Genomic DNA, 21,429 nt, shown 5'->3' with positions numbered 1-21,429 from the left:
GTTAGGAAAGATCGACCGGGCCGATCCCCTCCACCTTCCACTGCCAGCGCCGAGCCGCAGAGCCCGGCATCAGTTGATCGCCGTCGTCCAGTTCCACGACCCGGTCAATCGCCTGTGTGAACCACAGGGGAGCTCCTCCCGAGAAGGCGGCGCGGGCAAAGTGCGCGACCGCCGCTCGGGTCGGCTGGACGAACTCAACGATGCCGTACGACGCTTCCAGACTGGGCTGAGCGTCCCAGCGATGGATCAGGCCCTGCATCCCAACGTTTTGAGCGATGAGTGACGGAGGCGCGGCCAGCACCTCAGTCCAGGGCACCCGAGCCTGAGCCGGCGAGGCGATCATCTGATTGATAAAGCCTCCTCCCTGATCCGGCTGTTCGAGAACCGTTGTGTTCGGCGGCGACACGATGGCCGAGGGAATCGGACCTCCACTGAAATCGGCCTGCAAGGCGTAGGCTCCAATGCCGTTGACCCCGCTATTCGAGCCGTTCCAACCCAACGCCCTGATGTACAGACCGGTGCCGGCCGGAACCCCGGTAAACTTCAGAGAAATCGTCGCTCCGAAGGTTGACCCGGCACTCGGTGCAACCGTCCAGGCCACCAGTTGCAAGGCAGAGTTGTAAACCATGAACCGCGGACTCAGCGAGCTGAGATCCTTCGATTGCATGGTGATGATCATCTCGCCGCTCGTATTGCTCGGCGCCTGAACGTAGAACCAGTCTTCATCCTGATTCGACGTGAGATCCAGGTTCGACAGCGTGACCTTCCGGTTCGAGTCGATTAACCCGGAAATATTGACCGCAGACCAGGGCGTCTGGTTGTTCTGGAACTGATCGACCCAGTCGTGCTGGCGAACTCCGTACAGCGATCGAATCCCGGCGATGTCGTCCGAAGTCAGCCCCTGCTTGACACCATTGTAGGTGTCGTACATGACTGCAGTGCTGAACTCAGAGTGACCAAGGCCGAGCGAATGGCCAATCTCGTGAATCGCCACGGTTTGAAGGTCGAAATTCGCGCCGACGTTCCAGGTCGACGTGCTATTGAACACCACGTCGCCAGCAAGCGTGCCCCCGTGAAATGGCGGAGGCAAAAACGCCTGACCCAATGCCTCGGGCGCCATCGGTTTGGCAAATAAGCGAATATCGCCGAACCGAGGGTCATTCTGCTGGTTTCCCGGAACACCCATCGGGGCTCCCGAGTCGGGAACCTCGGCCATGTTGATGTTGGTAGCCGACTGCCACAGTGCGGCCGCGCGGCGAAGCGCGAACTTCCATTGCGCTTCGGTGATCCCGCGGTCGGCCATGGCCTGGTGCATCTGGTTCGGAACACCAGCCACATCCGTCCCGTCTGCGGGAATGCTGTACGTAATCCGGCTCCCGTAAGCCCACTGACCTCCGAGGGTCGAATACAATAATAAGCGTTGCTCCAGCCCCTCAAGCTGCGGCTTCCGGCCAGCGGAGCTGTGCCGACGCTCGGTGCAATGGGGTTGCATCTTGCTGCCAAACATCAGGGTGATCCTTTCGTCTCCGAAGAACAAGACGCAGCGTTGAGAAACCGTTTTGAGCAAGGCCTCCGCCGCGGCGGCACCTCCGATACCCACTCGACGGCGTCTGTCATCTGTTCAACACGCCTCTTAGAGCAACCTAGTTCACTCCTTGCCTTGAAAAACGTGCACGGCGAATCATGTTGCTTCAGGGCAACACTCCCCTGGATAAGCGCTAATGCCGGTGAGGGCAAATTTCGACCGGAACGTCCGTTTTCGGTCGTCGACGTGGAGCGCCAATCGCCGAATCCTGTCTCCCTTCCCTCGACGCAGGCCGACTCACGCATCAACACATCCTGGGGCGGCGGGCCCGAAAAAATCGGAATCCAGGCAAAGGCGTTCTTGAATTGATTCCCGATTTCCCGGATCATAACTTGTTGTGCAATCTCACCCTGTAACATCCGGAAGGGGTGCAACTGGGTGGGTCAATGACCGCTTGTGATGAGCAAGAACGGATGAGGGATGGCTTGCAGTTGCCCCCCCCTCAATCTCAAGCCCCTCTCCACGGGAGGCGGATACGAGTGAAGGCCGATCCTCTCTCCAAGGCCCATTACTCGATCGCGGCCGTATCAAAACTCAGCGGCGTGAGTTGCCATACGCTCCGGGTCTGGGAACGACGCTATGGTTTTCCCGTGCCCGAGCGACTCGAGTCAGGCCACCGGCGTTACCCCGCTCAGCAGGTCGATCTGATTTGCCAGGTTGCCCGGCGTTGCCAGTGCGGTGGCTCCATTGCCCAGCACATCGCCGAGGCACGAGCGGGACATCCCCCGCCGCCACCGATCGACCAGACTCCTCCGGTCACCAGCCAGCGAACCTCCGAACTCATCGACACGCTCCAGCGTGCCGATGCGCGCACCGCCGAAGTCATCTACGAACACCTGACCACCGGCCTCGCTCCGGCCGAGATCGCCAATGCCATCCTCACCCCTGCCCTGACCGAAGCAGGCGAGCGGCTGTTCCGCAACGACTGTTCGATCGTTGAAGAACGGCTTGCCACCATGTTCTTGCTTCGCAAACTGGCCGCGCTGGTGGATGACGCTCAGCGAGCTAATTCCTCTCCCCTCGGCCGTGTCATTGTGTTCGTCATGCAGGGAGACCGGCATGAAGGTGGCGCCTTGATGCTCAGTCTGGCTCTGGAGCTGGCTGGCTGGCGATCACTGTTTCTCGGTGCAGACTTGCCCATTCGCGAGGTGCAACGCGGGATCGATCGCTGGAAACCAGTTGCCGTGGGAGTCTCGCTCAGCCTCTCACGCAACATCCGCAAACGCTTTGACGAGCTGGAAAGCTTGCACGGTGCCCCGATCTTCGTGGGCGGTCGTAGCCTTCTGAATTATCAGGGGCTTGCCCGACAATGCGGATTCGGAGTTGTGCGAGGCCCGGCCATTCCGAACGTCGGCCGATATCTCGAAGAACTGGTCGGCCGAGGTCGTCAGAACAACCACTGTCGAGTCTGCATCGCTCCGGAAACCACCGGGCACCCCTTGGATGACACACAGGCTGAGGAGTTCTCGGAATGGCACACCAACGATGCCATGAAACCAGACTCGCAGACGGATCTGACATCGTAAACTGAATTCGGCCGAAACGGGATTGGCAACAAACCACGTTCAATCCTCAGCCCGAGAACCCTGCCCAATCGCCGGGCCAGTGGGGGTCTCTGCCCACCCGGAAACGAACGAAGCCATCCGCGAGTGCGGATGGCTTCGTTGAATCGGAGCACTCGTCCAATTCATTTGAAACGAATCAGCCCTTGTACGGGGCCTGAGGAGCCGGAGCCACCTGAGGAGCCGGGGCCACTTTAACCGGAGCCTGGGGAGCCGGGGCCACCTGGGGAGCCGGAGCAACCTTGGCCGGAGCCTGGGGAGCCGGGGCAACCTTGGCCGGAGCCTGGGGAGCCGGAGCCACCTTGGCCGGAGCCTGAGGAGCCGGGGCAACCTTGACCGGAGCCTGAGGAGCCGGCATCACCTTCGCAGGAGCCGGGGCAACCTTGGCCGGAGCCTGGGGAGCCGGGGCAACCTTAGCCGGAGCCTGAGGAGCCGGGGCAACCTTAGCCGGAGCCTGAGGAGCCGGCATCACCTTCGCAGGAGCCGGGGCAACCTTGGCCGGAGCCTGAGGAGCCGGGGCAACCTTGGCCGGAGCCTGGGGAGCCGGAGCAACCTTGGCCGGAGCCTGAGGAGCCGGGGCAACCTTAGCCGGAGCCTGAGGAGCCGGCATCACCTTCGCAGGAGCCGGGGCAACCTTGACCGGAGCCTGAGGAGCCGGGGCAACCTTAGCCGGAGCCTGAGGAGCCGGCATCACCTTCGCAGGAGCCGGGGCAACCTTGGCCGGAGCCTGGGGAGCCGGGGCAACCTTGGCCGGAGCCTGAGGAGCCGGGGCAACCTTAGCCGGCGCCTGCGGGGCCGGCAACACCTTGGCGGGGGCCTGAGCCGCCGGGGCGACCTGGGCACTGGCGTGAACCATTTCGTGGCCGCCATGCCCGGTCCCCACGTTGCTCAGAGCAAGTGCTAGGACCAAAGCCTTGGTCATCGCGATAACCTCGAGGCAAAAGTAATTCGAGTCAATACGTTCCGGTCGACGTCTCGATCGGTTACGGTGAGCAAGTTCCCCGCTCCATTTTCGCTCCGACCTTCCCGTCGAGCGATCAAAAAGAGTTCAACCGTCACAAGCCTTCCTTGGCCTGTTCGGCCACCCAGCCTTGTACCGCTTTCGCTTCCAAAGCTGGGCGGAAGTGTTTTGAACGTCTCCCGCTCAGAACACCTCGATTTCGGGGACGACGGCAGGAATCGTTAAGTGTCACAGAGTCGGCCCAACCCGCGTCCATGAGGGCCCCTCTCGATTTCCTCCGTCTGGGTGGTACCTTGGGTATCGGCCGTGACTTGCCCTCGGATGAGGTAATTCGATGATCGGGGAGAGATGACAAGCGGGGGAAATTTAGGGGGTATGACGAACGTTCTCCATCTCCCCCCCGTTGCCTCGAGAATTGCGTTGATCGACCTCTCAGGATGAACCGAAACCCAATGAGCAATCACTGCCGCTGAGCGTCCGCCCGATTCTGCGAATGGATTCGTTCGGGATCGGCGGGGCGGAGTCGGGGACGACCTAAGGAATTTGACGGGAATGATGGGAGGCAACATGCGTATCGGCAACGGGCTCAGAGGGGCGGCGGTCTGGGCCGTGATCGCCCTCATGGCGATTCCATCTGTGTCCTGGGCGACGGGGCCGCAGGAACGGGTGCAGCCAGTTCCCCTGGGCGGCGCTCTGTCCGACCAACGCGGGGATCGGTATTACGGTGTTTACATTCCCACTCGGTACGGCGGCCAATTGACGATCACGGTCAACGACGGCAAGGTCGATCGGATCGTCGGCCCTGATGGCCGCCCGCGGACCAACGGGGGCGAGGTCGGGCGCGACCAGCACGGCTGGTACACCTTCCTCGTTTCGGATGCCAAAGATGCCTACACCGTCACCACGAAATTTGTCCAGGTGGGCGAAGCCGCTCGAAGACCCTGGAATTTCTACTACTGGCCCACCAAGGGAGACTCGATTCACGAGCCCTGGGCCGGCGGCAACGGTCGCGTCGACACCACCTATGTGAACGGTGACGATATCCTGGTCGCCACTCCGGGCAGCTACATTGCCCCCGGTAAGGATATTGTCCTTCCTGGTCCGAACGGCATTTTGGAAACCATGCCCGCGGCGGGAGATACCTCCACCTGGTTCCCAAACCTCTACGATGACCTGACCTGGAGGGGTCCCGACGGCACGGTCTACGCCACGCCCTCTCCCCTCTTGAAATATGACCAGTTGTTCAACACCCGGGCACGAAACTGGGAAAGCTCTTACGCGCAGAATCAGGACATCAACCGTTGGCCAGGCCACTGCCTCGGCGGGGCGGTCTCTTCGATTCTGTTGAACGAGCCTGTCCCGGCCCCCGGCTCCGGCCTGACCCGCGATGAACTCAAAGCCCTCTGGGCAGAGTTGGGTGAGAACCACCTGAACCATCGGATTGGCGACTTCGCGACCGACATCCCCGCTGGTCCCCCTCGTCCGGGGACTGACGAGACGGATCGTTTTGCCCCTCAGGTCCACCGCATGCTGGAGCAGCATGTGGTTGGCCGTCGCCAGGCGTTGCTCGGCAACCTCAGGGCCTTTCCTCCCAACGGTACTGCCAATGAGGTTTGGAACCACGGTATCGGCAAGATCACAACCACCTACTATGCGATGCCGGGCAAGGGTGAGCGATCGGTCCGATTGCTCGTCGAGATCGAGGCCAACACCGGCTCGAATCTGAACGAGAGCGATCCCAAGCCCCGCATGGCCATTTATGAGTACACGCTCGTTTATGGCCTCGACGGTGAGATTGACCAGTCGAAGGCTTATCAGTCTGACTGGATCGCCGTGCGAGGGGACACGATGTATGCCCCGCTCAACGTGCTGGAACTGGCCGAAACCCGCTGGCAGGGGCACAACCCCTATGTCAACGAGGCGAACATTCGATCGCTCGACCTGGCCAATGGCGGCAACCTTGGGGGACGCCTGGCAGGAACGCCTCCCCAGTTCCAGCCGGTTGCTTCGTATGAAGGACTGGGAAGTGGCCGACCCGCAGGAGGCGGTTTCCCCGGCTTTGGCAACCTCGCAGGTTCTGGACCGCAGAATGATCTGCCTGGTGCTCCGGTTCCGCGACGGGGAGTGCTTTCTCGACTTTTCGCTCGCTAAGCCCTCCTGCCCCCTCTGGTCCCGGCTGACCCGCGAATGCCTTTGCAACGTCCCGTCGGCCTCCGTCCGGTCCCCCTTGCGACCGGACGGAGGCCGTTTCCGTTGAGGAACTCGCGAACGCATGATGAGATTTGCTCAGAAGCAACTCGGCCGTCAAAACCTAACGATCCACTTGATCCCTCAAAACCCCTTGGGTCACTCGCATTCGCCCCTACGCTCGGCATGGTCGTTCAAGTTTACCCAGGGGGCCGGACGATCATCGAAACCAGGGGATGAAAACCAGACCATCACCCGAACCGCTCCGGCTCGCCTTCGAACCGGAACAGGGACCGACCTCGACGCCCCCCAACCGGAGCCACGCCGATGATCGGAAGCCCCCTTGTCCGCGAAACGACCGTGAGCACGCGATCGGCGTCTTCCCGGGTGGTCGCTCCTCCGGTCTTGATCGAGGTCCCCACGCTGCCCGGTTCGGGGCCTCATCGCTCGCGAGTCAACCCAAGGAGGCCGGTCTCCAGCGTTAAGCCTCGGCGACGGCTCCGGCGAGAGGTTCGGCTGGTCGGGCTGACGATGCTCATGGGCTTGCTCGCAGTCTCGGCCGCGATTGCCGTCTGGTCGAGAGAGTCCGCGACGGCCGAGGTCGAGGTGGCAGACGAGCTTCCCCCGGTTTCCGAACCCTTCGGGATCGAGCTGGAGGTTCCCATTCTTGACCCGGTCGATTCGCCCCTTCTGGACGATCGGGTCGAACAGCTTCCGGTCGCCTTTCCCGGCTACCTTTTGCCGGGAGAATCCGACGGTGATGGCGAGGAGGAACACGGCCATGCGAGACCTTGATCAGGCCCTGGCCGACGCGTACAACCGCGGATCGTCCGGTCGCGCTCTGAGTCGATCGCCGAGCGATTCGCGACTCGTCGAGGCCCGATCGCTCGATTCGCCCGGCGAATCGGGGGCGGTCCCTCCCCCCCCTCACTTTCATGTGCCCGGCCGTCGGACGCAGCCCTTGACCTGGCCGGCCACCGTCCGAGCGTTGGAGCGGGAGCACGGCGCTCGGTTCGAGCACCTCGCCGATCATCTGATCGCGGCCCGAGATCGTGATCAGATTCGGGTCTTGCTCGTCACCAGTTGCCATCGGGCCGAAGGACGGACCACCCTGGTTCTGACCGTCGCCCGAGCCCTTGCGCGTCGGCCACAGCGCTTGCTCGTCGTCGATGGCGACCTCGGCGGGCCGATGCTCGCCCGACTGCTCGGCCTGAAACCGCGAGTTGGTCTGGAAGATGTGGTTCTGGACAATGTCCCGCTGGAAGAAGCCATTGTCGAGGTTCCCGACGACAACCTCAGCATCCTGCCGCTCCGGGGCCCGGTCGCTCGCCCCCGAGAGTTCCTTCAGGAACCGGGATGGGCCTGCATGATGGCCCGTCTGAGGCGTTCGTATGATCTGATACTGATCGACGGTAGCCCGCTGTTCACCGGCCTTTCGGCGGCGGTTCTTCACCGTCCGGTCGATGCGGCAGTGCTCGTGACCCATCGGGCCCTGACCGGCGAGCGGGCCTTGCTCCGCGCCCGGGAGGTGCTGGACGCCGGGAACATCCCGCTGCTCGGCCTGGCCGAGACATTCGTCTAAGTCACCAGCCGCCCTGATTCCGGCGTGGTGGACGGCCTTGACGGCCCGTTGACTGACGGATTGCGACCGTTCCGGGAGTTCCTCGTGTACCTCGATCATTTCGGCCTGACCGCCCTGCCCTTTGCCGAATCGACTTCGACAGAGGTCCTGGTACCGCTCTCGACCCGGGACGCGGCCCGCCGGCGTTTGCGTTATGGCCTGGAGCAGGGTCAGGGGCCGGTCTTGCTGTTCGGCCCTCCCGGATCGGGCAAGACGGTGGTGGCCGCAAGCCTTGCCCGGGAGCTCGGCGGTCGGACGATTCACCTGTCCTATCCAGCGATGCCTGCACCCCAGTTTCTCGCCTTCCTGGCCGATGAGCTGGATGGTCTTCATCGCGTTCCCGGTGCCGAGGCTCCGGGCCTTCATGCGACTCTCCGCCGTTTGAGAACCCAGCTTGCAGGGCCTGCCTCGCGGGGAAAGCCGGTGCTGGTGATCGTCGATGAGGCCCAGTTGATCGACGATCGAGGGACGTTCGAAGCGCTCCGTCTGCTCCAGAACTTCTCCAGTGCCGGGCCTCCAGATCTTCGTCTGATGATCGTGGGAAGTCCTGAGGTCCTGCTGACCTTGCCGCCGAGCCTGGCCGATCGCCTGACCGCCCGCTACGCGCTCGGGTCGATGACCGAGGAGGAGTCGGCGGCCTACGTCGTGGGTCGCCTGGAAAAGGCTGGAGCCCGACTCCCGCTGTTCGACGACGAGCAACTGAGCGCCATGCATCTGCACGCCGAGGGCTTGCCGAGACGCCTGAACCGGCTGGCGGACCTGACCCTCCTGATGGCCTTTGCCGAAGGTTTGGACCGCCCCGACGCCCGATGCCTCGACATCGCCGTTCGAGATGCCTGCCCTGATCCGCTCCTGGCCTGATCCCGGCCCGCTCCCATCGTACGATCGAAACACCTCCCCTTTCCGTGCGTGGATGCGGATCCTAGAATTCTCAAGGGGATTCGGTTCTCGCAGACGTAACGACCACGACGGCGTGGAGGTGGACCATGATTCTTGGTGTGCTGGCAGACCCTCGAATCCACTTGCTGGGTCTCGGGCTGGTGCTCGGTGCCATCCTGTTCTTCCCGGAAATGGCCGAGGTGACCGACCGGGTCGAAGATCGAGCGGTCGAGACGATCGAGCGAGTGGGCGAAGACGCTCGGCTCGCGCTGGGCCTTGAGTTTGAGCCGGTCGGGTGACAATCGGCGGCCGGCAGTGACTTGCGGGGCTGCTTGGGGGAGCGTTAGCCTCGGAAGACCGGTTCTGGTCGGCGGGAAGTCGACGGGCCGGTGGGAGGCCCTCGCCATGATTGCCCTGCGGTCGCGCTCGATGCTGGTCGTCGGTCTGGGAATGTGGGGAGCCCTGCTCTGCTCCTGGGCTTCGGTTCGGGCCGGAGTCGGTGCGGGATCGAGCGAAATCGTCTGGAAACCCGAGGCGCCGAGAGATGAGATCCGCCCTGACTTCCGTCAGGAATCGGGCGGCGGCCCTGGAGACGCTCCTCGCCTGGTGATTGAGGCCGATGATCGACCGGGGCTCGATGGCGCCTGGGTGGCGTCGATCCCGGTCGAGGGGGGCAAGTCGTATCATTTCCGGGCCTTGCGGAGGGTTTCGGGGGTCCAGGTTCCTCGGATCGGTGCCGTGGTGATGATCCGCTGGCAGGATGACGAGGGCCGTCGGGTGGTCAATGATCGAGGGACCCTCGTTTCGGGGTTCCTCCGGCACTGGAAACAGCCCCCCGCCGAGGCCGAGCATCCGACCGACGGGCCGACCGACACCGAGGGCTGGACCGAGGTCTCGGGGACTTATCAAGCTCCTGGAGGGGCGACCCAAGCCGTGGTCGAGCTTCGCCTGCGGTGGCCGGCGCCAGGGGGGAAGGTCGAGTGGAGTGCCGTGTCGATGGAGGAGGTCGAGCCGCTTCCGCCTCGTCGGGTCACACTGGCGACCATTCATCACCGGCCGTCGGAAGGTTCGACTCCCGAATCGAAGCGAGACCAGTTTGAGCCCTTGATCGCCGAGGCGGCACGGCAAGGAGCCGATCTGGTCGTCTTGCCGGAAACCCTGACCTACTACGGCACAGGGCTTTCCTTCGCGGACGTGGCCGAGCCGATTCCTGGCCCCTCGACGGAGGCGTTCGGCCGGATGGCCCGTGAGCACGACCTGTACGTTGTGGCCGGCCTGGTCGAGCGCGACGGGCACCTGATCTACAACGTCGCCACATTGATCGGACCTGATGGAGAGCTGGTCGGGAAATACCGCAAGGTGACGCTCCCTCCCGGCGAGTCGGACGCGGGGATCATGCCGGGCTCGGAGTATCCGGTCTTCGACACGAGGTTCGGCAAGGTGGGGCTGATGATCTGCTACGACGGCTTCTTCCCCGAGGTCGCCCGGCAACTGACGATCCAAGGGGCGGAGGTCATCGCCTGGCCCGTCTGGGGATGTAACCCGCACCTGGCCGAGGCCCGAGCGGCCGAGAATCACGTCTTCGTGATTAGCAGCACCTACGAGGATGTCGCCTCGAACTGGATGATCTCGGCCATCTACGACCGATCGGGCAGCGTGCTTCAGCAGGCGACGGAGTGGGGAACGGTCGCCATCGCCGAAGTGGATCTGAACCAGCCGACTGAGTGGCCCAGCCTGGGCGACTTCCGCTCGAAGATCGAACGCCATCGCCCCGCCAGCGATGCCGAACGCCTCCCCGCCGAAGGGCCGTGATGCGCGGAGTGTTCTTCGGTTCGGTGCGCCGAGCGATATTGATCGAAACCATTCGAAAATCAAGACTTGCGACGCAAGCACCCATTCGTTTCGGGAATCGTGCGCACCGAGGCCTTCGGCCGTTGTTGCCGATCGTTGTTGGAGTTGTGGGGCAGCGACGAGGCCGCCCCGTGGCCTGGGGGTGCGCGGGGTGTGCGCGGGTCGGTGCGCTGAAGCAGCCGAACGGAATCGCAATTCGAGAAACGAGTTAGGCCGAAAATCCATGTTCGTTTCGGCAATTGAGCACGCGGGCGTGCACTCGATCGAGCGGTAGAGCCGAGTCGGGTCGGGCGATCGGAGTTCGGCGGGGGGATCGAGAGGGCGCTCGATCGGTTTGAGGAGCGAAGTCGCGGCGGTGAGTGACGGGAAAACCGGACGGGTGCGCTCTGGGTGCGCGGCTCGGTGCGCGAACTTGAATCGACCGAACCTATCTTCAAGAAACAGGTTGTGCCCGATACGCAGGTTCGTTTCGGGAATTGGGGTGAGTTGGTCCGGGGAATGGAGCACCATGACATCGCGTTGCAACGACGGGGGTCAGCTCATCGGGGCTCGGATCACGGTGTGGCTCGGCCGAGGAGAGCAAAACATCCTGGCCACCGTGATCGGGGATCGGGTAGAGGGAGAGGATGAGGAAGGGAGAATTGGAGAATCCCACACGTTGGAGTTGGAAAACGCGAGCGCCGGGAATCGCGGCGAGGGTCGGCCTGCTCCCAAGGAAATGATCGAAGAAAGAGGCCATCGTAGTCACTCAAAATGGTAAGGATGGGCAAGAGCGCAAAAAAACGGCCCTGGTTGTTCAACCAGGGCCGTTTCGCAGGATTCAGACACAGAACGCTCCGAGCGAACTCAGGAGCGGGTTGCGCTCGCCTCGATCGAGGAGTCCCGGACCTCAGGGGGTGGCGGGTTCTTCGGCCGGGGCGGGCTCGGGGGTTTCTTCCACCGGGGCGGGTTCCTCGGTGACGGGAGCTTCGACCTCGGGGTCCGGAGCAGGCTCGACGGCTTCGGCGTCGTACGTATCGACGACAACATCGCCTTCGTCGAAGCTTGATTCGGCGCCGATGGTCTCGTCAACCGGGGCGGCCTCGTCGGTAGGGGCACCGCAGCCGGCGAGAACGGCGGCGGCCAGGAGCATCGGGGAGAGCTTCATCCAGTCGATCAGTCGAGTCATGGTCATCGGTGTGAATCTCGAAAAGGGAGAATCGGGTGTCAGTCAGATCGCGTCGGGCCGGATTGCCGCAAGCAACGGCAAGAGGCCACGATTCCGATCGGCGCCCTGGCGGGTCGAAGTCTTCGCCGCCGAGGCCGATACTCCCTAGTACGGCAACACTCGGGCCGAGTGTTGGAGAGTTCCGCCGAAGAATTTCGGATCAATCGACAAAGGCATAGCGGAGGATGCAGTAAAGGGCCCGGAGGCCATCACGGAGGGGGCGAATGTGCTTGCCTTCCTCGAAGCTGCGGCCGTGGTAGCTGACCGGGATTTCGTAGATGCGGCACTTGCGGCCGCGGCGACCCCCCTCGGCCGGGAAGCGGAAGCGGGCGACCTTGGCAGTGACCTCGGGCTCGAAGCCAAAGCGGTCGCTCTTGAGGGTGATCCCCTGAATGATCTCGCGCCGGAAGACCTTGTAGCAGACCTCCATGTCGGTCAGGTTCAGGTTGGTGAACATGTTCGACAGGAAGGTGAGCCCCTGGTTGGCCACGGCGTGCCAGAAGAGGTGAACACGGTGAGTTTCACCAATGAATCGGGAGCCGAAGACGACATCGGCGCGGCCGTCGACGATCGGCTGGATGAGCCGGGGGTATTCGGCCGGGTCGTATTCGAGGTCGGCATCCTGCACGATGACCAGGTCGCCGGTGGCGTGGGCGAATCCGGTGCGAAGCGCTGCGCCTTTGCCCTGGTTCTGAGTGTGAAAGAGGATCTGCAGGTCGGGCTGGGGGTCGCTTCCCTCGGCGGTCCAGCTCTGAAGCAGCTCTCGGGTGCCGTCGGTGGAGCAGTCGTCGATGAGGATGATTTGCTTGGTGACGGGGGTTTCCCGGACGCGACGGAGGATCTCGTGAATCGTCCGCTTCTCGTTGTACACGGGCATGACGACCGAGAGGACCAGCTCCTCGGGAATCCGAAACAGACCAAGCCGACGACTATTGGCCTCTCCGAGCGTCTCCATCAGCCACTCGAGCCGGAGCCTCGGGTTGTCGGGCAGTTGCGGGAGGGTGGGCTGATTCGATTCCATCGTGGGACCAATCCTTACGACTCCGGTGGCAAACACGGGGCCCTGGGCAAGCGGTAAGGAGATGACCCCGACACAAGACACCTATCTATCCCGAAAACGACGTGCCTCGTAAAGACCAAGCTGCGCAGGCGAACGGCCCGAGCCACCCGGAAACCGAGGCGACCTGGGCCGTTGCAGAGGCTCGTTCCCTCGGGTCGGGCCGCAATTGCCCGGCCCGAGGAAGTCGGCCGATCAAGTATTCGGATCGTCGATCGGCAGGTCGCCGAAGTCGAGGTCGTTTCCGACCGGCGGAGTGGGGGGCTCGGTCGGAACCGGGGGTTCGTCTGCCGGGGGAGCGGCCTCGATGGCCGGTTCTTCAAGCGCAGGTTCTTCCGCAGGAGCGGCGGGGGCGGGCTCAGCCGGAGCGGCCGGGGCCGCGCTGCCGTAGGTCTGGGGCGAGGACTTGCCCGGGGTGGTCATGATCACCCCCTGAGGCGAGCCGTAGGCCGCCTGCGGAGACACGGCCGGCGTGTAGGTGCCAAAGACCGGCATGTCGTAGCTGGTCGCGTGGATCACGCCCGAGTAGCAGGCATCGTAATAGGTCGGCCCGTAGCAGGCTGAGTAGCAGGCGTCGTAACACGACGAATAGCACGAATCGTAGCACGCGGCTCGCTTGTGCTTATGACCAAAGAGGCCCTTGAACAGCCCCTTGCCGCCGAAGCAGGAGAACAGGCCCCCGTGCTTCTTGTGCGAGACGGTGTAGCAAGCGTCGTAGCAGGACGAGTAGCAGGCGTCGTAGCAGGAGCCATACGCGGTTTGCGTGAAGCCGCCACCGTAGCAGGCCGAGTAGCACGAGTCGTAGCAGGCGTCGTAGACGACCGATCCGCCGTAGCACGAGCTGTAGCAGGCGTCATAGACCGGCGTGTGGTGGACCGAGTGATGGCAGCCCAGCCCACTGAGGGCCAGGAGCATGACCATGGTACCCTGCATCGCGATGTGTCTCCCTGAGGTTGCGAGACGATGGAGAAGTCGAAGTCGATTGGGCCAATCAGATCGAGGCAGTCGGGCTCGTGACGCGATTCACCGGTGAGCAACACGAGGCCGAATTCTTAAGGCAATCCGCGTTCCAGGACATCCACTCACGAATTTCCCGGCTTATGCAAACTGCCCAATGCGGAAAGTCTGAGGCTTCCGTTGGCGATTCTAAATTCCCGGAACGCGCGGAGCAACCTTTTTCTGGCAAAATAGCGGATTGAGGTCGAATCGGGAAAGTAGGTTTGGTTTCCCGATTCCTTCGCGGTTCTGGAGTTTGGGGCTGGTCGGGGACGTCGGCACGCTACGGATCGGGTAAGCTGGAGGAGACGATCTCGAAGGGTGTGGACGAGGGGCGAGGCAGGAGCGACGTGATGGCGGAGCAAGACGCTGGATCGGGCAAGCCGCAATGGCCCGGCTGGGCGAGGCTGGGGGTGTCGGCGTTGGTGATCTGGCATGGCCTGGCGGTCCTGGCCGCGGTCCTGGCGGCGCCGCCGTCGTCGGCCTTGCAACAGGCGGTGGCGGATCTGTTCCGACCGTATTACCGGGTGGCCGATCTGGGATACTCGTATCGCTTCTACACGGCCGGGGCGCCGCCGACGCCGATCGTGACGGCCCTGCTCGAATTCGAGGATGGTCGGTCGGAGGAAATTCGGATTCCGGATCGGTCGATGTGGCCTCGCTTGCGGTTTCAGCGGCAACTGGCGCTGGCGTATCACCTGTTCGACGAAGTGCGGCGAGCTCCCCGAGACCCGGCGACCGGAGACAGCCGGAGCCGTTGGGCGATTTCGTACGGCAGGCATCTCTGCCGGGAGAATCCGGGGTGTCGACGGGTGATCTTGTTCCTGCAAGATCACCTGAATCCGAGCCCGGACGAGTTGATGGAGGCGGCGGAGGAAGGTCGGACGATTGACGTAGAAGATCGGCGGTATTACGGCGATCGCCAGCGCATTGGAGTCTACCTGTGCGACGATTGATCACCGGGCCGGCGGCCTATTTCGCCGAGTTGGGCCGTGCGACGGCCCGAGGCTGGAATACCTTCCTGTTTCGACCGGCCGACCCGACGCCGGTGGGCCTGATCCGCCTGGGTCTGGGGCTGCTCTTGCTCTGGAATTACACCATTCTGGGGCTGGATCTGCACGCCTTTCTCGGATCGGGAGGCTGGGCCGATCCGGAGGCCCTGAGCTTCTTCCGAAACCTGGAGCAGGACCGCTGGACGTGGTCGCTTTGGGCGATCGTGCCTGATGCTCTGCTGGTGCCGGCGTATGTCGGGTGCCTGGTGGTCTTGCTCCTGTTCACGGTCGGCCTGTGGAGCCGGACGACGGCGGTCTTGACGTGGTTGATCGTGGTGTCGACGGTGCGGCGGACGCCGGTGATGGTCTTCGGGTTCGATCAGGCGGCCTCGATGGTGGCGTTGTACCTGGCGGTGACGGGGGCGAGCGGCCGGGCGGTGTCGCTCGATCGGTTCTTCGAGCGGTTGAAGGGGACGAGGGAGGCGGTGAACCGAGGGCGATCGGCGACACCGCTGGAGGGCCCGGTCGGAGATGGTCGGCCGAAGGGGTCGATTGCGGCCAATCTCTGCCTGCGGTTGATTCAGGTGCATCTCTGCATCATTTATGGATTGGCGGGGCTGGCGAAGCTGCAGCATCCGATCTGGTGGGAAGGGTTTGCGTTCATGAGCCTGCTCGGCTATGCCGAGTTCCGGCCGATCGATCTGACCTGGCTGGCGCGCTGGCCGATGCTCCTGATGCTCTTTTCGCACGGCGCATTGTGGCTGGAGATCCTTTATCCGGTGCTGGTGTGGGTGAAGCGGCTTCGACCGCTGGTGATTAGCCTGACGATCGCCCTGCACCTGGGGATCGCGGTGACGATGGGGCTGTACGAGTTTGCTCTGGCGATGATCGTGGCGAACATGGCGTTTGTCTCCGGCCCCTGGCTGCGAAGCCTCGTGACAGGGACAAAGCCGGAACCGTTGTCGGTGCTGTATGATGGGGCGTGCGGTCGGTGTCGGACCTCGGTGGCGATGGGCAGCGCGGCCGATCCGGGACGGATGGTCGATTGGATCGACGTGACCACAATGGATGTGAAGACGGTGCATCCGTTGCTGGACGAGCGGGCCTGCCTGGAATCGGTGCACAGCGTTGGGCCGGGCGATCGGGTCCGGTCGGGATTCCCGGCGGTGGTAGCGGTGGCACGCCGCGTGCCCTTGCTCTGGCCACTGGGACTGATGGGCGGGTTGCCGGGTGTTTCGGCCGTGGGCCAGGCACTTTACGAGGCGGTGTCGAGGCGTCGGCATCGTGACCCCGCCTGGGAATCACGGCCGAAAGGCGCCGACTCGAAGAAAGGAAGCCCGAGGCCGTCCAATCGACCCGAGAAACCGAGGGCCCGCTGATGATCCGCGACCCGAACCTTCCGAACGCTGAAGACGGCCCCGAGGAGCCGATGGTCCCCCGCGTCTTTTTGAGGGAGCCCGGCTGGCGGGTTGGCCTGAAAATCGGCAGCGAGCGGGAATTCTGCCACAGCATGGCGCCGGGAGATGACGCCTATCATCGCCTGGCGGATGGTGAGGTGTTTCTCTACTCTCCCGAGGAACGGCTCTGCCTGCCGTGCGCCGATCGGCGGGGTCTGCTGCATTACGAGCCGAAGGGGCTTCGCCAGCCGATGCGGACCTTCGAGTGGGAAGGCCCCGCTGCCCTGCCGGGCGAGACGTTCAAGGTGATCGAGCGAAGGACGGAACCTGAGCCGGATGACACCTGGAACGGAATGGATTGACGCGTCTTTTCTTTTGATTCTCTCACTCCCTTTCGGAATCCCCATGTCGCCCGCTGACCCGTATGCCGTCGAACTGGAGTTTGTGAAATCGCTTGCTCAGGAGACGGCCGAGATTGCCCGCAGCCGATGCGCTCGGGTCCGACCACAAGAGAAAGAGGCGAATCTCGGCTATGTGACCGACCTTGATCGGGACCTGGAGCTGCTCATTCGGAGCCGGCTGGGAGACCAATTTCCGAACGATCTGTTGACGGGCGAGGAATATGCCAACGAAGGGGGATCGGGGCCGAGGCGGTGGTCGATCGACCCGATCGACGGCACGGGAAACCTGGTGCATGGCCTGCCGATCTGGGCCGTGAGCATCGGCTTGATCGACCGGGGAGAGCCGGTGCTGGGGGTCATCGCCCTGCCCTTGCTCGGTGAGCTGTACTGGGCGACCCGAGGGGGAGGTGCCTGGCGAGACGGCGAGCCGATCCAGAGCGCGGAGGATCAGGACGGCTTCCATCAGCAGGACAACGTGTGCATCGGCACCAATGCCTTGCGGGTGATTGACCCGAGGAGCGTGGTCGGGCGGCTGAGGGACTTGGGGTCGTGCTGCTCGGAGCTGGTCTGGGTGGCCTCTGGTCGCCTGGTCGCGGTCTGCCACCTGGGGGAAAAGGCGCACGACCTGGCCGCCGGGGCGGTGATTGCCCACGAGGCCGGGTGCCGATTTGGGACGATCGAGGGGCGATCTCTGACCCCCGCCGAGTTGATCGCGGAGACGCCGATCACGGTCCCCACGTTCACCGCGCCGCCGCGACGCCTGGCCGCTTTGATGAGCCAGACGACGCGATTGCCGTGACACGAGCCGGTTCGGGTGACTTCGATTCCAACCGCGCCCCTGGTATCCTGGGACGATCCGGGCGGACGCGCGCCGGCGGAGTCGAAATCCAAGACGAGCGAACAGCGGCACGGCAGGAGGGCCAACCACGGTGGCCGAATCGACGACGACGAACAAGGTCGTGATCGTGGGGGTGGGAGACGACGGCCTGGCCGGCCTGACCGAATCGGCCCGGGGGATCCTGGCCGGGGCGGATGTGATCCTCGGGTCGCCGTCGGCGCTGAAGACGGTCGAGGACCTCGGCGTTCGGAAGGTGCCCCTGTCGAGCGACATGGTCGAGGCGGTCGATCAGGTCCGGCAGGTGATGGCCTCGGACGCCGAGCGTCCCGTGCTGGTGAGCACCGGCGACCCCTTGTTTTACGGGATCGCCCGCTACCTGTGCGAACGGCTGGGGAAAGAGCGGTTCGAGATCGTTCCGCACGTCAGCAGCATGCAGTTGGCCTTTGCCCGGGTGAAGGAGAGCTGGGACGACGCCTATCTGGCGAACCTCGGCTCTCGGCCGGTCGAGGCGATCGTGTCGCGCATCCGAAACGCCGAGAAGGTGGGCTTGTTCTCCAGCGACCGCTGCCCACCCTGGAAGCTGGCGCGGGCAATGCTCGATCGGGGGATCGAAGACTACCGGGCGTTCGTCTGCGAGCACCTCGGCTCTCCCGACGAGCGGGTGACGCAGGCGAGCCTGAGCGAGCTGGCGGAGATGGAATTCGACCCGCTGCACGTCTTGATTTTGGTGCGGTCGGTCGATCACTCGGCCAGAGCCGATCACCAGGCCGGTCGGCTCCGGTTTGGCAACCCGGACGAGGTCTTCTTCCAGAACCTTCCCCGGCGCTCCTTGGTGACGACCGCAGAGGTACGGTCGATCGCGCTCGCGCAGTTGAACATCCGGGCCGATTCGGTGGTCTGGGACGTGGGGGCGGGGACGGGATCGGTGGCGGTTGAGGCAGCCTTGCTTGCCCCTGAGGGGGAGGTCTTCGCCATTGAGCCGAGGGCCGACGACCTGGCCTTGATACCCGTCAACGCCGAGAAGTTCGGCGTGTCGAACGTCAAACCGATCGCGGGCCGGGCTCCCGATGCGCTGGCTGATCTGCCCGACCCGGACGCGGTGTTCATCGGCGGCACGGGGCGTCATGTCGGTTTGGTGTTGCGGGCGGCCTTTCAGCGGTTGCGTCCCGGAGGACGGATGGCGGTCAACGTGGCATCGGTCGAGGCGCTGGTCGAAGCGCACCGACTGCTCAAGGAACTGGCCAAGGACGTTCAGGTCTGGGACGTGCACATCTCCCGAGGGGTCGAGCAGCTTGACCGCCTGCGGTTTCACTCGAACAGCCCGAGCTACCTGCTGGCTGTGGGCAAGACGGCAGACTGACTCGAACCTCGAGACCAAGGCGCGTTTCTGAAGCAGGAGCGGTTCTGATGGGGCACTGGGGCGTGCGGAGTTACGAGGTGGACGAGGCCAACGACGCGATCGACGCAGCGATGGATCGCGTGCACGGCGGGGCTTACGACGACCTGATGAGTGATCGCAACCCAATGCCCGTTGAGGAGGTCCATCGGCAGCTTGCCAATCCCGAAACCCTGGCCGCGGCGATCGACGCGGTCGAGGAGGAGTTCGGCACCGACCGCGACGCCTGGGACGACCTCGCTCGGCTGGCCTTTTGCGGGGTGGTGGTGCTTCATGCCGAGCGGGGTGTGCCCGTGGCCGACGACCTGAGAAACCAGGCCGCCCAGTGGCTGGAGGCCGAGGAACTGGACTGGGATCCTCAGCCGAAGCGAGACGTCCGCCGTCGTCGGGAAGTTGAGTTGTTGCGCCGATCGCACAAGGAGAGCGATTGATCAAGCGGCCGCGAGCGATGGGAATCGCCTTGTGGGGTCGGCAAACTTGACGAGGGGGGGAGCGGTGCGTATCCCAAATGGGGGATGGAATCTGTCAGTTCGACATTCTTCTCCCGATTGCGACGCAACCCAGGACTTTCGAGGATGACTCGTATGAACGCCGCCCCCTTCGTTTGCCTGATGGCCTTCTTTCTGTTGACCTCCCCTGCCCTGGCACAGCAGGGAGACCTGCCCGCGCCGGATGCTCCGCTGCCCGAGGGATTCCCCGATCCGACCGTGCCGGGCGAAATCGAGATCAAGCAGTATCCGGCGTACCGCAGCGCCTGGACGAAGGGGGACTCGATGAGCATGCGCTCCGGCGATATGCTCTTTTTCTGGCTCTTCCGGCACATCAGCGAGAGCAAGGTGGAGATGACCGCGCCGGTGATCAACACCTACCTCGACCCCGAGATCGCTGTCGATCCGTCGCTTCGCGGCGACCTGTCGATGGAATTCCTTTACGAACGGCCCGATCAGGGGGAAGCCGGTAAGGGGGTCGGCCCGGTCGAAGTGAAAGACTTCGCGCCGATGACCGTGGTGGCGCTGGGCTTCCAGGGGGTCATGACTCCCGAGGAGATGGCGAGCGGTGTCAAGCGGCTCCGATCCTGGATCGACGAGCACGGCAAGGAGTGGACCGAGGCCGGCCCTCCGCGACGGCTCGGCTATCACGGCCCGATGACGCCGGCCAACCGGCAACTCTGGGAAGTGCAGATTCCCGTCAAGCCGGCCGGTGAGGCTCTCGAGGTTGACGCCGATGCCGAAACGGGCGAGAAGCCGTCGGAGACGCCCGAGAATCCCGAACCCTCCCGTTGAGATAAAGACGTGATGCATCTCGGATTAATGTACGCAGCGTTGGTGGAAACTGGGGCGATCACTCCCGACGGTCGCCCCCTTGCCGCGAAGAATCCCGAAGCCGCAGATTTTCCCCGGAATCGCAACGATCAGGCGATGTCCGCGATCGTGTCTGCTCCGATCGGCGAGGGCACGGGAGTGTCTTCGGAGCCGGAGGGAGCGGTCGGATGCCCGACCGAGGCGGGGATGCCGGCCGTTGCATCCTGAATAGTAGCGTTCGTACTGCTTCCCTCCCGATGGGAGAGCTCTGAGTTCCGTGAGGGGGTTGGGGTCGTAACGCGAAACGTTCTTCGCATCGATCCCCTCACGCGGCCTTCCGCCACCCTCTCCCCCACGATCGGGGACGAGGGTGAACGAGACAGACACGACTCACGCTCGGGGCTGGGTGCTCATGAAGTTAGAAGCCACCGGACAAGGTTGAGCCAGAGCGTTTGGTACTGGCTCCAGTACACGAGGTTACATCCCCAGTGAGGCGCGGGGTCGGAGGTGTAGGCCGCGACCCGGCCGGAGCCGAACTGGCCGATAGCAAGCGCAGGATCGGGGGAGTCTCCCCAAGTGGCCAGGACCTCGCAGCCGGGTCGGGGTCGGGTGATGTTGTAGCCGAGGATCGGCGGAGAGGCGTGCAGGTCAATCCCGCGCAGTGCGGGATGATCACCGGCGGTGGGGACCATCCGGTAGCCCTCGGTGCTCTCGCGCAGATCTTCGTAATCGAGACAGGTGACGGGGAGGACTTCGGCCAAGCGGGTGCGACCCCAGCCTCCTTTGCCGCACTCGCCGTTGAAGCTGAGCCAGCCGCCGAGGAACAGGGCGTGCGTGCCGCGGTGAATCGCCTCGACGGTCAGGCGAACGCGGTCGGGAAAGGTGAGCGGCTCGGTGCCGAACTTCGAGCGGTCGAAGAACGACGGGTGGAGCTGGAAGTTTCGGGCCTCGACATCGGAGAAGATCAAGAGGTCGTACTCATCGAGAATCCGGTCGAATTCTCCTGGAGCGAGGCGGTAGAAATCCCAGGCGGGGACACTGGTAACGGTGTGCTCGCCGGAGGACTCAAGCGCCTCGACGAGCCATGTCCCGTAGTTGAAAATCTCGGTCCCTTTGTATTCGTAGTTGAAGGGACTCTCGGCGAAGATCGGGCCCATCATGATGGCCCAGTCGCCCACATAATAAATGTTCGCCATGC

At 63.8% G+C, this 21,429-nt stretch carries 20 protein-coding genes; 14 read left to right on the top strand and 6 right to left on the bottom strand.

The window, feature by feature from the left end:
- Position 1: 1 nt before the first annotated feature.
- Positions 2-1,507 carry a matrixin family metalloprotease gene (locus HG800_RS12900; protein WP_169977032.1) on the bottom strand — a complete coding sequence of 502 codons (1,506 nt, stop codon included), beginning with the start codon at positions 1,505-1,507 and terminating at the stop codon, positions 2-4.
- 557 nt (positions 1,508-2,064) lie between these two features.
- Here HG800_RS12900 and HG800_RS12895 point away from each other — a divergent pair.
- Positions 2,065-3,111 (top strand): MerR family transcriptional regulator, encoded by a 1,047-nt coding sequence (locus HG800_RS12895; RefSeq protein ID WP_169977031.1) that lies wholly within the window; start codon positions 2,065-2,067, stop codon positions 3,109-3,111.
- A gap of 175 nt (positions 3,112-3,286) precedes the next feature.
- Here HG800_RS12895 and HG800_RS12890 read toward each other — a convergent pair whose 3' ends face one another.
- Positions 3,287-4,069: a hypothetical protein gene (locus tag HG800_RS12890; RefSeq protein WP_182830368.1), complete on the bottom strand. Its 783-nt coding sequence runs from the start codon at positions 4,067-4,069 to the stop codon at positions 3,287-3,289.
- Between the two features lie 606 nt (positions 4,070-4,675).
- Between HG800_RS12890 and HG800_RS12885 the strand changes: the two genes are divergently transcribed.
- The 6 genes from HG800_RS12885 (at position 4,676) to HG800_RS12860 (ending at position 10,607) form a co-directional block, all read left to right on the top strand.
- The gene (locus tag HG800_RS12885) at positions 4,676-6,259 is read left to right on the top strand and encodes a hypothetical protein (RefSeq protein WP_169977030.1); all 1,584 of its coding nucleotides are present in this window, start codon (positions 4,676-4,678) and stop codon (positions 6,257-6,259) included.
- A gap of 363 nt (positions 6,260-6,622) precedes the next feature.
- Positions 6,623-7,090: a hypothetical protein gene (locus HG800_RS12880; RefSeq protein WP_169977029.1), complete on the top strand. Its 468-nt coding sequence runs from the start codon at positions 6,623-6,625 to the stop codon at positions 7,088-7,090.
- The gene (locus HG800_RS12875; protein WP_169977028.1) at positions 7,077-7,877 is read left to right on the top strand and encodes a CpsD/CapB family tyrosine-protein kinase; all 801 of its coding nucleotides are present in this window, start codon (positions 7,077-7,079) and stop codon (positions 7,875-7,877) included. Before HG800_RS12880 ends, HG800_RS12875 begins: the two co-directional genes overlap by 14 nt.
- Before the next feature lie 27 nt (positions 7,878-7,904).
- Positions 7,905-8,777, top strand: a complete 873-nt coding sequence (locus HG800_RS12870) for an ExeA family protein (protein ID WP_315852029.1) — start codon at positions 7,905-7,907, stop codon at positions 8,775-8,777.
- 125 nt (positions 8,778-8,902) lie between these two features.
- Positions 8,903-9,094, top strand: a complete 192-nt coding sequence (locus tag HG800_RS12865; RefSeq protein WP_169977027.1) for a hypothetical protein — start codon at positions 8,903-8,905, stop codon at positions 9,092-9,094.
- A 106-nt stretch (positions 9,095-9,200) separates the two neighbouring features.
- Positions 9,201-10,607 (top strand): carbon-nitrogen hydrolase family protein, encoded by a 1,407-nt coding sequence (locus HG800_RS12860; protein ID WP_169977026.1) that lies wholly within the window; start codon positions 9,201-9,203, stop codon positions 10,605-10,607.
- A gap of 928 nt (positions 10,608-11,535) precedes the next feature.
- Here the strand turns inward: HG800_RS12860 and HG800_RS12855 are convergent.
- The 3 genes from HG800_RS12855 to HG800_RS12845 form a co-directional block, all read right to left on the bottom strand.
- Positions 11,536-11,820, bottom strand: a complete 285-nt coding sequence (locus HG800_RS12855) for a hypothetical protein (protein WP_169977025.1) — start codon at positions 11,818-11,820, stop codon at positions 11,536-11,538.
- Positions 11,821-12,013: 193 nt separating this feature from the next.
- Positions 12,014-12,874 carry a glycosyltransferase family 2 protein gene (locus tag HG800_RS12850; RefSeq protein ID WP_169977024.1) on the bottom strand — a complete coding sequence of 287 codons (861 nt, stop codon included), beginning with the start codon at positions 12,872-12,874 and terminating at the stop codon, positions 12,014-12,016.
- 231 nt (positions 12,875-13,105) lie between these two features.
- Positions 13,106-13,843 carry a hypothetical protein gene (locus tag HG800_RS12845; RefSeq protein WP_169977023.1) on the bottom strand — a complete coding sequence of 246 codons (738 nt, stop codon included), beginning with the start codon at positions 13,841-13,843 and terminating at the stop codon, positions 13,106-13,108.
- A gap of 416 nt (positions 13,844-14,259) precedes the next feature.
- On the opposite strand from HG800_RS12845, the gene HG800_RS12840 reads away from it, so the two are divergent.
- From HG800_RS12840 to HG800_RS12810, 7 genes are all read left to right on the top strand, one after another.
- Complete coding sequence (locus tag HG800_RS12840; protein ID WP_169977022.1) at positions 14,260-14,862, top strand: hypothetical protein; 603 nt, start codon at positions 14,260-14,262, stop codon at positions 14,860-14,862.
- Positions 14,850-16,277 carry a DCC1-like thiol-disulfide oxidoreductase family protein gene (locus HG800_RS12835; protein ID WP_169977021.1) on the top strand — a complete coding sequence of 476 codons (1,428 nt, stop codon included), beginning with the start codon at positions 14,850-14,852 and terminating at the stop codon, positions 16,275-16,277. Before HG800_RS12840 ends, HG800_RS12835 begins: the two co-directional genes overlap by 13 nt.
- Positions 16,277-16,657: a hypothetical protein gene (locus HG800_RS12830; protein ID WP_169977020.1), complete on the top strand. Its 381-nt coding sequence runs from the start codon at positions 16,277-16,279 to the stop codon at positions 16,655-16,657. Before HG800_RS12835 ends, HG800_RS12830 begins: the two co-directional genes overlap by 1 nt.
- Positions 16,658-16,700: 43 nt before the next feature.
- Complete coding sequence (locus HG800_RS12825; protein ID WP_169977019.1) at positions 16,701-17,495, top strand: inositol monophosphatase family protein; 795 nt, start codon at positions 16,701-16,703, stop codon at positions 17,493-17,495.
- A 130-nt stretch (positions 17,496-17,625) separates the two neighbouring features.
- Positions 17,626-18,894, top strand: coding sequence for a precorrin-6y C5,15-methyltransferase (decarboxylating) subunit CbiE (gene cbiE, locus HG800_RS28225; RefSeq protein WP_169977018.1), 1,269 nt, complete (start codon positions 17,626-17,628; stop codon positions 18,892-18,894).
- 47 nt (positions 18,895-18,941) lie between these two features.
- The gene (locus HG800_RS12815) at positions 18,942-19,361 is read left to right on the top strand and encodes a hypothetical protein (RefSeq protein ID WP_169977017.1); all 420 of its coding nucleotides are present in this window, start codon (positions 18,942-18,944) and stop codon (positions 19,359-19,361) included.
- A 144-nt stretch (positions 19,362-19,505) separates the two neighbouring features.
- Positions 19,506-20,213 carry a heme-binding protein gene (locus HG800_RS12810; RefSeq protein ID WP_169977016.1) on the top strand — a complete coding sequence of 236 codons (708 nt, stop codon included), beginning with the start codon at positions 19,506-19,508 and terminating at the stop codon, positions 20,211-20,213.
- A 428-nt stretch (positions 20,214-20,641) separates the two neighbouring features.
- Here HG800_RS12810 and HG800_RS12805 read toward each other — a convergent pair whose 3' ends face one another.
- Positions 20,642-21,427 (bottom strand): glutamine amidotransferase, encoded by a 786-nt coding sequence (locus HG800_RS12805; protein ID WP_169977015.1) that lies wholly within the window; start codon positions 21,425-21,427, stop codon positions 20,642-20,644.
- Positions 21,428-21,429: the final 2 nt, after the last annotated feature.

It is taken from the genome of Tautonia rosea, from assembly GCF_012958305.1.
GTDB classification, from domain to species: Bacteria; Planctomycetota; Planctomycetia; order Isosphaerales; family Isosphaeraceae; genus Tautonia; species Tautonia rosea.
This window is presented reverse-complemented; position numbering and strand designations above follow the sequence as displayed.